Below are 16101 nucleotides of genomic sequence, written 5' to 3' on the forward strand. Positions count from 1 at the left end.
AGCATCTGACGGGCAAAATTTTCACCCAACGCATTGAACGTAATAACCTGACGCTCCGCACCCGCATTAAACGGTTGGCTCGTAAAACAATCTGCTTTTCGCGCTCAGTTGAGATCCACGAAAAAGTCATTGGAGCGTTTATCGAGAAACACATGTTCTACTAATTGGAGGCATCACCGTCTTTTGCTTTACCGACCATTTCGGTTGCCATACCTTTGCCGTCGTGGCGAACCGCTTTACCGGTATTATGGATCCAGCGGATTTCAGCGTGTGGGGTGATAATGCGATACTGGCAGTTAAACATCGGGGTATGGCCGCGTAGATGTTCGCGTAGCTGGCGCTTAACTTCATCGCGGTCTTCAGGATGAATAAGTTTTTCCAGCGTGCAAACCGGGTGGGTCAGGGCGCCGTCCTGCAGGCCAAAGATCTGCTGCCAGAAGTGATTATGGCTGACTTCATTGCGCTGCATATCCCAGAACCAAAAACCTTCTTCCGTGATCTCCATGGTTTGTTCCAGCCGCCAGCGCAGATGCGCCTCTTCACACTGGGCATGCAGCTCCGCAGTAATATCATTGGCGATCACCAGAAACCCCGAATAGCGGGGATCATCAAGCCGTGCCACCTGACAGCGCAGCCAGTGTGGCTGCTGTCCGTCATTCACTTCAAACCGCAGATGTGCAGCGCTAAGTAAGGCGGGTAATTGCTGGTTTTGTTGTAGCCGTAAAAAAAGGGCTTCTCCGGCTTCATTGGCAAAGGTCAGCAGCTGCTCACTGTCGGTGAGAAAGATTGCGTTAGCACTGTGTTGTACCACCTGCTTAAAAATAAATGCACTTTCTTCAGGGAGATGATGTCGACGCATGATGGCTACAATAACCCTGCAGGTTAAGGCCCGTTTCTCAGAGACTATTGGTTGAATATTAGCCGGGGTGTTGACAATAAGTCTATCGCTGCTGGTAAGAAAATTGCCGGACTTTCCGGCGGCAAAGCGGCGTCATGGCCTGCTTTAACGTGGAGGTTTACCTTACATTTAACAGGGATAATGCCACAAGGCGACGTTTTTCGTTCTTAATACATTAAATATATTTAATTATATTGCTTATTAATATCACGGAAACTCACAAGGGTTTGCCGTCTTAATCGCGATGCTATCACTGGTGAATAAAAGCTCATTACCGAAGATATAAGGCTTTTTATCTTACCGGATGCCGCCGGTTATGCTAAGATAACCCGGTGATTTCGGAAAATAGTTTAGCAAAGATATAGTTAACTTTTATTAAAGGTGTGTTCGGCTGGTAAGCCGATAGCGAAGTGATTACCAATGAAAAAAATGCCCGAATTACCGCCTGAAAATGACAATCGCGTCCCGCTGGGGGATGCGCAGTTTGCCGTGTTGATGCTTGCAGTCGCTTGTTTTATTCTTATAATCTTTGTGCTTATTACCACCTTTTGGATGACCTGAATGGTTGTCAGAGTGCATCACCACGCGGAGGAAAAAATGGACAGGAACGCGCGGGAAGATAAGCTACTGGCGATTATTGGCTTACTGAGTGCCGCGCTGGTAACGGTTATTGTGATTTTTTTTGCCGCCTGGATTGCTGCCTCACATGCTACGCCACTGACTCCCGGCGACACCGTGCAACTCTGCCAGTCTGTCAGCATTGTTGCTGGCAATCCGCCTGCGTTGTAAACCTCTTTAATGTCTTCCTCTTAGCGTTAACCGCGGTAATTCGCCGGATGCCGGCATTGCTGCCGGCGTGATTAGCTCAGCGGTTAACCAGTTTCGCTGGCAGGGCAATAACCAGTAAACAGCTTAACAGCAGACAAACGGCAAAAAACCACAATGCGCCACTGCTGCTACCGGTAATATCCAGCGCTAATCCCATTACCGAATTGCTGACCAGTCCGGCAATGTTGGCAATTGAACAGGCAAGGGCAAAGCCGGCGGCGGCGGCGGTTCCGCTGAGAAAGGTGGCCGGCAGGCTGAAAAAAACCGGCACTGCGCCAATAATCATCGCCTGCGCAACGGAAAATAACAGTACTGTCATCACCACGTTGTGTGAAAACAGCGGGCTGGCCCCCATTGCGGCTGCGCCGATAATAAAGGGAATAATGATATGCCAGCGGCGTTCGCGCATGCGGTCGGAACTGCTGCCAATGGCGATCATGCCAATCAGCGCTGCCAGGCTGGGGATGGCGGTCAGATAACCAATGGTGCTGATATCTGTGGTCCCGGCGTTACGGATAAAAGTTGGCATCCAGAAGCCCATGGCGTAGGCGCTAAGCAGGATGGAAAAATCGATGCCACCTAGCATAACAACCCGGATATTCAGCAGACCGTCACGCAGGCTCTGTTTAAGGCCCTGTACCGTATTTTCATCTTGCTGTAGTTCGTTGAGTACTTTTTGCTTTTCGCTGTGGTGTAACCAGCGGGCACTTTCAACATTATTCGGCAGCAGCCAGAAGGTCAGTACACCCAGCAGTACGCTAGGCAACCCCTCCAGCAGAAACAGCCACTGCCAGCCACGCATACCGTAAACCGAGTGAAAATGTCCCATTATCCAGCCGGAAACCGGTCCGCCGATCAGGCTCGACAGAGGCAGACCTATCATAAACAGAGCAATAATCCGGCTGCGGCGCCACGAGGGGTACCATTTTGTCAGGTAAAACAATACGCCGGGAAGAAAGCCGGCTTCCGCCGTACCGAGTAAGAAGCGGATAATATAAAATTGCATTGGCGTTTGCACCAGCAAGGTGGCGGTGGACAGCAGGCCCCAGGTAATCATGATGCGGGCGATCCATATTTTAGCGCCGACCCGTTGTAAAATCAGGTTGCTGGGCACTTCAAAAAGAATATAGCCGACAAAAAACAGCCCGGCACCCAGCCCGAAGGCGGTTTCGCTCAGCGCCAGATCGCTGGCCATTTGCAGCTTGGCAAGGCCGATATTAATGCGATCGAGATAGGCGGCGAGATAACATAAACAGAGAAACGGGATCAGCTTCCAGGTGATTTTGCGATAAATCGAGGCAGTGTCTTCTGCTGCCAGTACAGCAGGACGGGTTGAAGCAATGGTCATAATCTTCTCCGAGCGCGAGGGCCCTGGTGGGCATGTTGTAATAGGTCAACAGCACTGCTGAACCTGTTGTTTATGCGCACTCCGTGCAGGTGAACTGCGCCCTTTTAGCGGGCGCTTATCTGTTCCAGATAGGTCAGCGCCGCGGTTTTACTCACGACGTCGCCATATTTACTGTCGATATCAAAAAGATTGGCTTCATGAGGTTCAGGATGGCGGTCGCCAACGCATTCCCGCACCACGATGGCACGAAAACCATGTTGCAGGGCGTCAACTGCGGTCGCGCGGATACAGCCGCTTGTTGAACAGCCGGCAATCAGCAGCGTATCAATGCCGTCGGCAACCAGTAACGACGCCAGCGAGGTGGCAAAGAAGGCGCTGGCATACTGTTTGGTGATGACCACCTCGTCAGCCAGCGGTGCCAGCTGAGGACAAAATGCGGCCAGCGGGTTACCTTCTACCATATCGCGCATTACCGGCGCTTTTTGTACCCAGATACCGCCATCGCGCTGATGGCGCGGGTGATAACGGATCTGACTATGAATCACCGGGATGGCACAGGTGCGTGCCTTTTGTAATAACGCGACTGACTGCTGTACTGCCGTCACCACGCCATCGGCATAGAGTGCAGCTCCGGGGGTGATATAACCCTGCAAGAAATCGACCATCAGCAGCGCCGGTCGCAGACCAAAGCCGATACGATTACCCCAGACACCGGCGTAGTTTTCACTGCGAGTTTGTGACATGGTTGCCTCCGTTACCAGGCGCCGGAAAGCAGGGCACCGGCACCCGGTACCACCGGTTCCAGCTCCAGAGCTTTCAGCAGGGCGTAGGTGGTGGCAATGGCGGCGGTAATCACCGGTTTGCCGGTCTGGGCTTCGACTTTTGCTACCGCCGGCAGAGACGGCATTTGTACACAGGCTGACAGCACCACGACATCCACGTCATCCAGCGGCATATCTGCCACAATGGCGGGCAGATTCATCGGATCGTGACGGGCCACGGTGAGATTGTCGGCGATTTCCAGCGCCCGCCAGGTTTTCACCTCGATGCCCTCGCGCTGGATATAATCCACCACCAGTTCAGTCAGTGGTTTCATGTAAGGTGCCACCAGGGCGATTTTTTTTGCTGACATGATATGCAGTGCGTCAACCAGGGCACCGGCGTTGGTGATCACCGGTGCCAGCGCGGCGTTATCGCGGGTGACCGCCGTCAGACGCTGCTGGGACTGGCGGTGATAGCCAGGACCCATGGCCATAATTGCCACCAGGCAGGCATAACCCAGCACGTCGACCTGGGCGTCAGAAAGCTCCAGCGCACAGCGATCAGACTCTTTATCCATCGCCGCCAGCTCATCTTTGTTGACGTGTTTCATACGCATGCGGCTGGAGTGAAAGGTAAAACGCTGGGGACGAATAAGCTGCCTGGCCTGCAACATGGCAGGGATTTCAGTTTCCATGGTGATATTTGAGCTCGGGACGATCTGCCCGATACGATAGTGTTGTTTCATCAGGGCGTCTCCGCATGCAGGGTTGGGCCAAGAAAGGTGCCAAACGCGCTAAAAAATCCGCTGAAATCGTCCCAGGGGATCATGTGTCCGGCGTGCCTGACATGACTGATGGTAATATCCGGCCGCAAGGCGCGAATTTCGGCCTCATCTTCCGGCTGGATCACACCACCTTTTCCGGCAACCATCAGTAAGGTCCTGGCCGGTAGCTGGTGGAAGTATTGATGAATATCCAGCTGATGGAAGTCATCAAAGGCCCGACGGATAGCCGGTTCATAGCAGGTATGCAGCCATTCAGCGCGCAGCTGACGCTGTTCATCACTCCAGTGCGGGCAGTATTTTTTCATCGCTTCGCCATCCATGCCGGTTACTGCCTCGCGGATAGAGTCCTGATACCAGGGCCACTGACCAGGATAAAGGCGCCGACCGGGGCCGGAAACCGGCGGATCGATCAGTGACAGCGACAGAACGCCGGCCGGTTTTTTCACGGCGGCCCGCATAATAAAACGCGCGCCCATTGAATGGCCGAGCAGATGATATTGTTGCAGACCCAGTGCGCTGGCCAGGGCATTAATATCATCGGCACAGCTTTCCATACTGTAATCCAGCCCGTCACCGCTGCTGGAAAGACCGCGTCCGCGTACATCAAGTATCCAGGTGTCAAAATGCTGGCCAAAGACTTCGCCAACGAATCCCCAGGTGATTGCCGGGCTGGTAATGCCCGGTACCAGAATTAACGCTGGCCCTTTACCGCCGTAGCGCAGATAGTGCTGACGTATGCCATTGGCCTGTACCTGACCGCCACAAATAAAGTGACTCATGAGGTCACCTCACTTTTCAGCGGCTCGGCAAAGACGTCATAGCCATATACCCAGGCGGGATCTTCCTGCGTGCGCAAAAACGTATTGGCGTTAGAGACGGCCTGCACTTGTGAAGCCCGCTCTTTGCGGTTAGCTTCATACAGCCGGAAGGCGGTAAGGTAATCGTCGAGACCGGTTTCGCATAAACAGCGGGTGAGCATTGCTCCGTCTTCAATGGCCATTGCCGCCCCCTGTGCCATATGAGGTTTCATTGGGTGGCAGGCATCACCCAGCAGGACGATACGTCCTTCACTCCACACCGGTAGCGGCTTACGATTAAGTAATGGCCATTTGGTTACCGACTCGCTGCATTCAATCAGCGCCTGTACCACCGGGTGATAATGACCAAAGGTTTCCAGCATTTCCTGGCGGCTGCTGTCAATGAAGCTGCCTTGAAAATCCCAGGAGGGGTGAGGCACACCGGAAACATAGTAATATTCATCGCGTGCGCGGGTGGTGTAGTTGACCATCAGATGACGATCCTCTGACCACCATTTGACACAGTCTTCAAACGACAGGTTATATTTGCGCAGCTGCTCGCCGCGGATCAGCGCACGGTGCGCCACCCAGCCGCTGTAGCTGGGTGCTTCAGCTCCCAGCAGGTGTTCGCGCAGCTTTGAGTTAATACCATCGGCACCAATGACAATATCTGCCCGCGCTTCGCTGCCATCCAGGAAACGCAGCACCACGTCATCACCGCTGTCTTCGACGCTGCTCAGGCATTTACCAAACTGAATGCTACCCGGTGTCAGGCTGGTAATCTGCATCGCCTGCAGATCGCCACGGTGAACGGTGACATAGGCGGCACCGTATTCGCGCCGGGCAAAGTCACCGAGCGGAATGTGCGATAAATAGTCGCCGGTCTCACCATCACGGCTGAACCAGAAATCCGGATGGGAAGCCAGATCTTCCAGCTGCTGTTCAATACCCATGCGGCGAAAAATTTTCAGAACGTTTGGCCCCATATGAATACCTGCACCGAGACGGGCAAATGCCGGACTTTGCTCATAAACATCGACATGAAAGCCGGTTTTTTGCAGCAGCGACGCTGCCGCCAGTCCGCCAAGACCGGCACCGACGACGGCGATGCGTTTTTTATTGCTCATAGTTTCCTCTCAAACACTCAGGCTGTTTCACAGTGTACAGTTCTGTTGTGCGCTGCAATCATGAAAATAAAGTGTATACACTATAATTATTGGAGTTATTTTTTTGTGAAATTCAATGAGAATTTTGGTTAAAAAATGATTAAGTCCGGAGACTATGATGTTAATCACAGCTTAATAAGAAGGTTAAATAGCCTTTTCTTATGATGGCAAGAAAGGCTTGCACTCAGGCAGGTAACATGTCTATAACAATAATATCTAGCGTAGTCGCTATAAAAAGATGAAATTATGAACAGTGGGTTTCATCCGGCACCTAACCTGAGAGGAGCACATCATGGCCGTTAATCAGAGCCAGCTGGGGCAGATGTTTGAGCAGGTTTTACGCCTGTCAAAAGTAGATGCCAGCCAAAGCGTGGCTATCCTGAAAAGTCACTATTCTGATGCCCGCACCGTACAGGCAGCGACCGATGCTGCGTTGAGGCTGGGTGCCAAAGTGTACAGTGTTGAACTGCCGTCGTTTAATCATCCCACGGCAATGGGTAACGATATGACCGCTTACTGTGGCGATACAGCCCTGACGGGGAATAGCGCCGCGCAAAAGGCGCTGGAAGCAGCGGATCTGATTGTCGATACCATGATGCTGTTGCATTCACCAGAGCAGGAACAGATTCTGAAAACCGGTAGCCGTATTCTGCTGGCGGTTGAGCCGCCGGAAGTGCTGGCGCGCATGTTACCTGACGAGCAGGATAAAACCCGGGTAATGGCGGCGGCGGCGGTACTGGAGAAAGCGCGCATGATGACGGTGAAGTCGGCGGCTGGCAGCGATTTTCGTGCACCGCTCGGGCAGTATCCAACGGTAACTGAATATGGCTATGCCGATGAACCGGGGCGCTGGGACCACTGGCCAAGTGGTTTTCTGTTTACCTGGCCCAATGAAGAACAGGCTGAGGGTGTGCTGGTACTGGATGTTGGTGATATTTTGTTGCCTTTTAAAACCTATACCCGTGAGCGCATTACGCTGGAAATTGAAAAGGGCTTCGTTACCCGCATCCACGGTGGATTTGAAGCCGGGTATCTGCGTGATTACATGGCCTATTTTAACGATCCGGAAGTATACGGAATTTCCCACATAGGCTGGGGATTACAGCCGCGTGCGCAGTGGACGGCAATGGGACTGCACGATAAAAACGACGGTATGTGTATGGATGCCCGTGCTTTTTATGGCAACTTCCTGTTTTCTACCGGACCGAATACCGAGGTGGGGGGAACGCGTAAAACCCCGTGCCACATGGATATTGCTCTGCGACATTGTGATGTTCGCGTTGATGATCTGCTGGTGGTCGCCGAAGGGGCCGTGGTGGCGCCGGCGGCATCACTGGCCCACTAAGCCATTGCAGGGAGCGGCTGTCAGGGCAGTGGCAATGTATTACACTGCCTTGCATGACCGGGTAAAAGGAAATTTATATGTGCCAGAAAAAAACGGCTGCGCCGCTGCACTATGACTACACCGAGCAGGTGGGGCATTTACTGCGCAAGGTTTATCAGCGCCATATGGCGATTTTCCAGCAAAACGTTGGTGATTCGCAGCTGACGGCGGTGCAGTTTATTACGTTGTGCGCACTGCATGACCACGGCCCCAGTGCACAGAATGATCTTGTGCGCTTTACGGCCGTTGATCAGGCCACTATTCGTGGTGTGGTGGAGCGCTTAAAAGCCCGGGGTCTGGTTAGTCTTGGCCCGGATCCGGGTGATAAGCGCAAAGTCATTGTGATGCTGACCGCTGAGGGGCAGACGCTGACCCGGCAGGTGACCACCAATGCGGTGCGTATAAGTGAAATGACATACGGGCCGCTCAATCCAGCCGAACGGATTGCACTGGTCTATCTGCTCAGGAAAATGCTGGACGATACCGGCCAGCCATAGTCCGGCGTATATCTGACGCCGGTAAGGCGTTGAAAGATGAACATGCGGGAAACTCCTCTGACAGTGTGCGCCACAAGCGGCGGCCTGATTGAGTACACTTTGCAGGTCAACGGTGCGTCAAGGGCAGTTTCCGCTTATCGCGAGACTTCTTTACTGCTGGTGTTACGCAATGAACTCCAGCTCAATGGATCAAAATATGGCTGCGGACTCGGCGAATGCGGTGCCTGCACGGTATTAATTGATGGCGTAGCCGCTAGTTCCTGCGTGATCCCGGCTTTTGGCGTGCGCCGGCGTGCTATCACTACCCTGGAAGGGCTGGGGGATCGGCAGCGTCTGCACCCGGTACAGCAGGCATTCATAGAGGCGCAGGCCGCGCAATGTGGCTACTGCCTTAACGGTATGATCATGACCACCGCCGCATTACTGCAGGCCAATCCGACACCGGATGACCGCCAAATCTGCGCGGCACTCAGTGGCAATCTTTGCCGTTGTGGTACCCATAAAGAAATTCTTTGCGCGGTGAAAAGAGCCATGACGTTATGTCAGCAGCAGGCGGGGAAAGCGTGATGAGTCATATCCCTGTCCCGGATTTGCACCAATGGCGCCAGGCCGATGAGGTGTTGCTGGTTATTGATGAAATTCAGCCACCACCGGGGCTGGTAGCCAAAGGACAAACGCCGCAGGCAAAGGCCAGGACACTGGCGCTGTTTCTTGCCATTGATCGGCACGGCCAGGTCTGGGCCTTTAACGGTCATGTTGACCTTGGTACTGGGGTAAAAACCGTCCTGACGCAGATTGTGGCTGAAGAACTTAATTTGCGTGTCGGGCAGGTGAATATGGTGTTAGGCGACACGGCCCGTGTGCCGGACCAGGGGGCGACCATTGCCAGCGCCACGCTGCAAATTTCCGCAGTGCCGTTAAGGCAGGCAGCCGCAGAAGCCCGTCGCTGGTTGAGCCAGCAGGCAGCCCGGCGCCTGAATTGTACACCGCAACAGCTCAGGCTGGATGAAGGCTATTTTTATCATGAGGATGGCCGCCAGCTCAGCTTTGCTGAACTGATTGCCGGCCAGCATGTTGAATTGCCTGTTTCCGGAAACGCACCGCTTAAGCCCGTTGACCAGTATCGCATTGTGGGCACCAGCACGGCGCGGGTGGACATTCCCGCCAAGGCAACCGGTGAACTGAGCTGGGTGCATGATATGCGGTTGCCTGGCATGTTGCATGGCCGGGTAATTCGTCCACCCTACGCCGGTTACGATAGCGGCAGTTTTGTCGGAACCTCGCTGCTGAGTATTGATGAAAGCTCGATTGCCCACATCGAAGGTATTATAAAAGTTGTCCGTATTGCTGATTTTGTCGGCGTGGTTGCGCAACGGGAAGAACAGGCTCAGGCTGCAATGGAAGCGCTGCAAATTCGCTGGAAAGCGTGGCAACATTTACTGCCTGAACTCAGCGATGTTGAACAGGCTATCCGCGATAATCCCCACACTTCGCGGGTAGTGCATGACAGCGGCGAGGTGGATCAGGCGCTGGAAAATGTGGCTCAGCGTCTTACCCGTCGCTATTTCTGGCCTTATCAGTTGCACGCCTCAATTGGCCCTTCCTGTGCCATTGCAGACTATCAGCCTGGGTGTCTGCGTGTCTGGAGCGGTAGCCAGAACCCTCATCTGCTGCGCGCCGATCTGGCATGGTTGCTGGAATATCCGGAAACGGCAATCGAGATCAATCGTATGGAAGCAGCGGGTTGTTACGGACGTAACTGTGCTGATGACGTTGCCGCGGATGCGGCGCTGCTTTCACGTGCAGTCGGCCAGCCGGTTCGGGTACAGCTGACCCGGGCGCAGGAGCACCTCTGGGAACCGAAAGGCAGCGCCCAGCTGATGGAGGTGGACGGTGGAATTGATGCCGGTGGCCATCCGTATGTTTATGATTTTTCTACTTCCTATCCCTCTAACGGCTCGCCGACGCTGGCACTACTGCTCACCGGGCGCGTCGATCCGCTGGCGTTGGCCTATGAAATGGGCGACCGGACATCACTGCCACCTTATCAGTATCCGCATCTGCGGGTAACCATTGAAGACATGGCACCGATTGTCCGCGCCTCCTGGATGCGTGGCGTTTCTGCATTGCCAAATACCTTTGCCCATGAATCATATATGGATGAGCTGGCCCATGCGGCTGGGATCGACCCGGTGGCCTATCGCTTGCGTTATCTTGACGATGAGCGTGCTGCTGAGTTAATCCGCAGCACCGCCCGGCGTGCAGAGTGGACGCCGCGCACGCAGCCGATGCAACAAGCCAGCGAGCCGGGTATCTTGCGCGGACGTGGCTTTGCCTATGCTCGTTACATTCACAGCAAGTTCCCCGGTTTTGGCGCCGCCTGGGCGGCCTGGGTCGCTGATGTGGCAATTGACAAACAAAGCGGTGAAATTGCCGTTACGCGTATTACTGTCGGGCATGATGCCGGCATGATGATAAATCCTGAAGGGGTCAGGCATCAGATTCATGGCAATGTTATTCAGTCCACCAGCCGGGTGCTGAAAGAGCAGGTGACCATTGAAAGCAATCTGATTGCCAGTAAAGAGTGGGGAGGGTATCCGATTCTGACCTTTCCGGAAGTGCCGGATATTGATGTGATGATGATGTCACGGCCGCATGAACCGCCATTAGGGGCCGGTGAGTCGGCATCGGTACCCAGCGCAGCGGCGATTGCTAATGCGGTATTTGATGCAACCGGCATTCGTTTTCGTGAGTTGCCTATTACATCGGATAAACTGCGGCAGGCGCTGAACGGCCCCGACCCGCAGCCGCAGCTTAGTGCCGGGGGCCGCCGCGCTGATAAAAAACGGTGGGTTTTCGCTGGGGGCGCTGGTCTGCTTGCCGCGGCTATGGGTATTGCTACAAACGCTCTGCCATGGCGTGCGGCGATTTCGCCGGTGACACCGCCGGATGCCGCCAGCTGGTCAGCGCAGATGCTGGAGCGCGGGCGTCAGGTGGCCGCTGCTGGTGATTGTGCCGTTTGTCACACCGCTGAAGGCGGGGCAACCAATGCCGGAGGCCTGAAGATGGCGACGCCGTTTGGTACCCTGTATACCACTAACATTACGCCAGATAAAGACACGGGTATTGGTCGCTGGTCGTTCACTGCATTTGATCGCGCCATGCGCCAGGGGATCAGTCGCGATGGTCATCATCTTTATCCTGCCTTTCCCTACACCGCTTTCCGGCAGATTAATGAAGGGGATATGCAGGCGCTATATGCCTATCTGATGTCACAACCGGCGGTCAAACAGAGCGCACCAGCGAACGCCATGCGATTTCCGTTTAATATGCGTTTCCTGATGGCGGGCTGGAATATGCTCTATCTGAAATCGGGCGAATATCAGCCTGATAGCGCAAAAAGCGCCGAGTGGAACCGTGGGGCCTATCTGGTCAACGGGGCCGGTCATTGCGCCGCCTGTCACTCTCCACGCAATTTGCTGGGGGCGGAAAAAACCGGCGATAATTTTCTTGCCGGTGGCTGGGTTGATGGCTGGGAAGCGCCGGCGCTCAACCAGCTCAGCAAGGCGCCAACGCCCTGGCGGGCCGATGCTTTGTATAACTATCTGCGTCGCGGTTACGACGCCAGTCATGGTGTCGCCGCCGGTCCGATGGCCCCGGTTGTCAGGCATCTGGCAACCCTGCCGGAAGCGGATGTCAGAGCGATGGCAACCTATCTTGCTGACCTGAATGGTCAGTCAGCGTCCTCAGCGATGAGCAGCGCGCCGCCAGTGGCAGTATCGCCCGCGCTGAATACGGCGGCCGGTGAGCGGCTGTTTAAAGGCGCCTGTCAGGCCTGCCACAGTGCCGCGGAAGGTGGCCCGACGTTGTTTGGCGTCAGTCCTGCCATGGCCAGCAGCAGCAGTCTGACCAGCGCCACGCCGGACAATCTATTGCAGGTAGTGCTGCACGGGATTGATAAACCGGCCAGCGATGAACTGGGTTATATGCCAGGTTTTGCCGCCAGTTTGTCGGATAAACAGGTGGCTGAGATTGCTGCCTGGCTGCGTCAGCGCTATGCCCCGGCAGAACCGGCCTGGCAGGATTTAACCCAAAAAGTGGCGCAGGTCCGTGCCAATCCCGGTAGCCATTAAGGGGGACAGCCGCCTGCCGCAAGCGGTGCGGCGTCAGTTTGCCTTGTTAGCGGTTAAACCGCCGCCGGCAAGTAAATAGCCAGGGTATGGCGGCTTGCGGCACGATATAATCAGACAATGACAATCCTGCCGTGGGTAAACTGCCGCTATGAATATCCGCGTTATTATTGCCGCCGCCGGGGTAGGCCGGCGCTATCAGGCGGCCGGCGGCCGCCTGCCGAAGCTGCTTCATCCGATGCCGGACGGCAGGTCGCTGTTTCAGACCACGCTGGATAACGTGCTGGCCGCCGGTTTTGCGGTTACCGTGGTCACGCGTCCGGAATATGATTTTATACCGGCGCCGCGTGGTTACCCGCAGCCGGAGGTTATCCGGCTTGCCTCAAAGGGTCTGGGGGAGACCATTGCTGCCGGCGTCCGTCATTGTACTGACTGCGATGGCTGGTTAATTATGCTGGCAGATATGCCATGGATTACGTCCCGCGTGCTGCAGGAAACTGCTGCTGCATTGCAACATCATCTGACGGTCAGAACGGTTTTTAACGGACAGCCGGGGCATCCCGTGGGGTTCCAGGCAGCCTTACGGCAACCTTTGCAGGCTTTACAGGGGGATGATGGCGCAAAATCAATTCTTATTCGCTACCCGCCGCACGCAGTTGTGGTCAGTGCGGCCGGCGTGATCGCTGATATTGACACGCCTGCGGCGGATCAATAATGTTTTCCCGCTAATTGTTATCGCGCATCAGGTGATACTCAGTATATTCATCTGAACAGGTTATGATAAAAACTCACCTTATTAAACGGGCGTCGCTCTTGCGCCAGGCCCCTTTTCCTGTCAGGGAATCTGAATATCATGGCAGAGGTTATACCGCCTGTCAGCGCGCTTCAGCCGCGTATGACCCGAATTGAACGTGCCATCAGTGGCCGCCTGCAGTCTCATCCTGGCGTCAGTGGTGTACATCCGCTGGTGGAGAGTCTGGATGCTTTTGCTGCCCGCTATTTGCTGATTGAAATGGCTGAAAAGCGTCTGGATATTCAATACTATATCTGGCAGAACGATCTGTCTGGCCGGCTGTTGTTCAGTGCACTGCTGGATGCGGCAGATCGCGGGGTTACCGTTCGCCTGTTGCTCGATGATAACAACACGGTTGGGATGGACCAGGTTTTGGGCGAGCTGAATGCCCACCCGAAGATTGAGGTGCGGCTGTTTAACGCTTTTTCCTTCCGTACCCTGCGCGCACTGGGTTATCTCACCGATTTTGCCCGTCTTAACCGGCGCATGCATAATAAAAGTTTTACCGTTGACGGTATGGCAACCATCGTCGGCGGACGTAATGTCGGCGATGCCTATTTTGGTGCAGGGAAGGCGCCATTGTTCTCCGATCTTGATGTGCTGGCGATTGGTCCGGTGGTGGCAGAAGTGGAAAACGACTTTTCGCGCTACTGGCACAGTCGGGCAGTGTCACCGCTTAGCGCGGTGATAGGCACTAAAAAAGCCGGTGACAGCGGTCAGATTACGCTACCGCGTGCCTGGCGCGACAGTACCAGAGCGCGGCGCTATTTATATCGTCTGCAACACAGCCATTTTGTGCAACGACTGGAAAGCGGCGAGCTCCATTTTATCTGGGCCAAAACGCGGTTGTTAAGTGATGATCCGCGCAAAGGTCTGGGGCGCGCCAGTACCAGTACCTTACTGCCGCAACGATTACTGGAAGTCATCGGCAAACCGCAGCAGCAGTTTGATATTATCTCAGCCTATTTTGTCCCGACCCGTTCCGGCGTGGCGCAACTGCTCTCGCTGGTGCGCCGTGGCGTTAAAATCGCCATCCTGACTAACTCGCTGGCGGCGAATGATGTTTCGGTGGTGCATGCCGGCTATGCGCGCTGGCGCAAAAAACTGTTGCGTCGTGGGGTGACGCTGTATGAACTGAAACCCGAGGGTGAAAAAGCGCTGGCGCACGATCGCGGCATTACCGGTAATTCAGGTTCCAGCCTGCACGCCAAAACCTTCAGCGTCGATATGCAAAAAGTGTTTATTGGTTCGTTTAATTTTGATCCTCGTTCAGCAATGCTCAATACCGAAATGGGGTTGCTGATTGAAAGTGAAACCCTGGCGGGCAATATTCATCGCCGTTTTCATGACAGCATGAGAGAAAGCGCCTGGACGTTGAAGCTGGATAAGTGGGGACGGGTCAACTGGATTGAGTATCCCGGCGAGGGGGAAAAAGAACGGATTCACCGCCATGAGCCGCAAACCCGTTTTATTCAGCGCCTGCTGGTCAGGCTGGTCTGGCATTTACCCATTGAATGGTTGCTTTAGTGCTGCCTGGCCGGCGTACCGCCGCGCCGGGTGCGCTGTGGTTTGCCTGAAAACAGGAAACGCAGCAGCGTCACGCGTAAATGAAGTTCATAGAGTATAAACGCCGCACCAAACACCAGCAGCAGACCAACAAAAAAACCTAGCGTATTGCTGGCAATGTGTGGCGTGACAAAAATGCCGTACAGCAGGGTTAACGGATGGTGGACCAGATAGATAAACAGAGAGGCATTCACCAGATAGGTAATGCGCGGTGAGTGTGAATTAAGGAACCGATGACCGGCAGAAAAGGTGACGTTAACCATCCACAGTCCCATCTGCATCGCAATAATGGCATCCAGTTCATACAGCCAGCCGTCACCGCTGCTCCAGGTCAGATTGGCGACATAGGCGATAAAGGCCAGCAGCGCACCGGCAAACACCCGGTAATCCGGACGGATAAACAGCGCTTTAATCGCCGGATATTTCCACGCCATAGCGCCCAGAATAAAAAAGGGCAGGAAAAACAGTGACTGCATCACAATGTTACTGAATAAGCCGTCCATCAGCCATTGCGGTTGCAAAAGAAAAATGGTGCGCCGGCAGGCGGCCCAAAAAAGACTGTAGGCCAGTATTGCCAGCGAAAGTTTGCCCCAACTGAGATCGGAATAGTCTGTTTTTGCCCGCCGCGCGTCGCGCAGCAGGCGAAAGAGAATCAGCCCTGAGGTGGTCAGGGTACAAAGCACCAGTAAAAACCACAGATGAGAAATGAGATCCCAGCTTACCATATTGAATTTATTGTAAAATGATTCCGTTTCCCAGCCGTCAAGGCGCGGAGTCCAGGCTTTAAGAATAAACAGTTGCGGCAGCGTCAACAGCGGTACGGCGGCCAGCATTGGAATGCCGACGCGTTCAAGGCGGACTTTTATCCAGTGACGTGGCGCATAGCGCAGATAGAGCATATAGGAGAAATAGCCGGAAATAACAAAGAAGACCTGCATGCGAAAAGCATGAATAAAATCATTGAGTAGCGTCAGCCATTCGGAAGGGTGCGGGCTGTTTACCGACCAGCTTTGCGTTGAGTAAATTAATGAAAGATGAAACGGCACACCGAGTAGCATCAGCCAGGCGCGCACCGAGTCGAGATAATGTTCACGTTGTTGGGGTTTTTTCGTCATATATCTGCTTTTTTTCAATACGTTAACTTCGGC

At 54.4% G+C, this 16101-nt stretch carries 15 protein-coding genes; 8 read left to right on the forward strand and 7 right to left on the reverse strand.

Going from position 1 to position 16101, the window contains the following annotated elements; translation table 11 throughout:
* Nucleotides 1–164: IS1 family transposase (locus BL249_RS12835; protein ID WP_241898819.1), on the forward strand; the 164-nt coding region annotated here is incomplete at its 5' end.
* Here BL249_RS12835 and BL249_RS12840 read toward each other — a convergent pair.
* A complete protein-coding gene (locus tag BL249_RS12840) occupies nucleotides 161–859 on the reverse strand; it encodes a PAS domain-containing protein (protein ID WP_099704563.1) in 699 nt (232 codons plus the stop codon). The two genes, BL249_RS12835 and BL249_RS12840, sit on opposite strands and share 4 nt — an antisense overlap.
* Before the next feature lie 636 nt (nucleotides 860–1495).
* On the opposite strand from BL249_RS12840, the gene BL249_RS12845 reads away from it, so the two are divergent.
* Entirely contained in the window at nucleotides 1496–1687 is a 192-nt protein-coding gene (locus tag BL249_RS12845; protein ID WP_099704564.1) for a hypothetical protein, read from the forward strand.
* A 76-nt stretch (nucleotides 1688–1763) separates the two neighbouring features.
* Here BL249_RS12845 and BL249_RS12850 read toward each other — a convergent pair whose 3' ends face one another.
* From BL249_RS12850 to BL249_RS12870, 5 genes are all read right to left on the reverse strand, one after another.
* Nucleotides 1764–3074, reverse strand: a complete 1311-nt coding sequence (locus BL249_RS12850) for an MFS transporter (RefSeq protein ID WP_099704565.1) — start codon at nucleotides 3072–3074, stop codon at nucleotides 1764–1766.
* Between the two features lie 104 nt (nucleotides 3075–3178).
* Nucleotides 3179–3817, reverse strand: a complete 639-nt coding sequence (locus tag BL249_RS12855) for an N-carbamoylsarcosine amidohydrolase (RefSeq protein WP_099704566.1) — start codon at nucleotides 3815–3817, stop codon at nucleotides 3179–3181.
* 11 nt (nucleotides 3818–3828) lie between these two features.
* The gene (locus BL249_RS12860; RefSeq protein WP_099704567.1) at nucleotides 3829–4581 is read right to left on the reverse strand and encodes a maleate cis-trans isomerase family protein; all 753 of its coding nucleotides are present in this window, start codon (nucleotides 4579–4581) and stop codon (nucleotides 3829–3831) included.
* Nucleotides 4581–5399 carry an alpha/beta fold hydrolase gene (locus BL249_RS12865; RefSeq protein WP_099704568.1) on the reverse strand — a complete coding sequence of 273 codons (819 nt, stop codon included), beginning with the start codon at nucleotides 5397–5399 and terminating at the stop codon, nucleotides 4581–4583. The genes BL249_RS12860 and BL249_RS12865 overlap by 1 nt, the downstream gene beginning before the upstream one ends.
* On the reverse strand, nucleotides 5396–6544 hold the full coding sequence (locus tag BL249_RS12870) for an FAD-dependent monooxygenase (protein ID WP_099704569.1): 1149 nt from the start codon (nucleotides 6542–6544) through the stop codon (nucleotides 5396–5398). Before BL249_RS12870 ends, BL249_RS12865 begins: the two co-directional genes overlap by 4 nt.
* A gap of 331 nt (nucleotides 6545–6875) precedes the next feature.
* Here BL249_RS12870 and BL249_RS12875 point away from each other — a divergent pair, with 331 nt between their 5' ends.
* From BL249_RS12875 to BL249_RS12900, 6 genes are all read left to right on the forward strand, one after another.
* A complete protein-coding gene (locus BL249_RS12875; protein ID WP_099704570.1) occupies nucleotides 6876–7928 on the forward strand; it encodes a 2,5-dihydroxypyridine 5,6-dioxygenase in 1053 nt (350 codons plus the stop codon).
* A 77-nt stretch (nucleotides 7929–8005) separates the two neighbouring features.
* On the forward strand, nucleotides 8006–8464 hold the full coding sequence (locus BL249_RS12880) for a MarR family winged helix-turn-helix transcriptional regulator (RefSeq protein ID WP_099704571.1): 459 nt from the start codon (nucleotides 8006–8008) through the stop codon (nucleotides 8462–8464).
* A gap of 42 nt (nucleotides 8465–8506) precedes the next feature.
* Nucleotides 8507–9031, forward strand: a complete 525-nt coding sequence (locus BL249_RS12885) for a (2Fe-2S)-binding protein (RefSeq protein ID WP_241898888.1) — start codon at nucleotides 8507–8509, stop codon at nucleotides 9029–9031.
* A complete protein-coding gene (locus BL249_RS12890; RefSeq protein ID WP_099704573.1) occupies nucleotides 9031–12597 on the forward strand; it encodes a molybdopterin cofactor-binding domain-containing protein in 3567 nt (1188 codons plus the stop codon). The genes BL249_RS12885 and BL249_RS12890 overlap by 1 nt, the downstream gene beginning before the upstream one ends.
* Before the next feature lie 148 nt (nucleotides 12598–12745).
* Nucleotides 12746–13309, forward strand: coding sequence for a nucleotidyltransferase family protein (locus tag BL249_RS12895; RefSeq protein ID WP_099704574.1), 564 nt, complete (start codon nucleotides 12746–12748; stop codon nucleotides 13307–13309).
* A 180-nt stretch (nucleotides 13310–13489) separates the two neighbouring features.
* Nucleotides 13490–14914, forward strand: a complete 1425-nt coding sequence (locus BL249_RS12900; protein WP_199073480.1) for a phospholipase D family protein — start codon at nucleotides 13490–13492, stop codon at nucleotides 14912–14914.
* Here BL249_RS12900 and mdoC read toward each other — a convergent pair.
* Complete coding sequence (gene mdoC, locus BL249_RS12905) at nucleotides 14911–16068, reverse strand: glucans biosynthesis protein MdoC (protein ID WP_099704576.1); 1158 nt, start codon at nucleotides 16066–16068, stop codon at nucleotides 14911–14913. The genes BL249_RS12900 and mdoC overlap by 4 nt on opposite strands.
* Nucleotides 16069–16101: the final 33 nt, after the last annotated feature.

This window comes from Erwinia sp. OLFS4, assembly GCF_002752165.1.
Taxonomy (GTDB): Bacteria; Pseudomonadota; Gammaproteobacteria; order Enterobacterales; family Enterobacteriaceae; genus Izhakiella.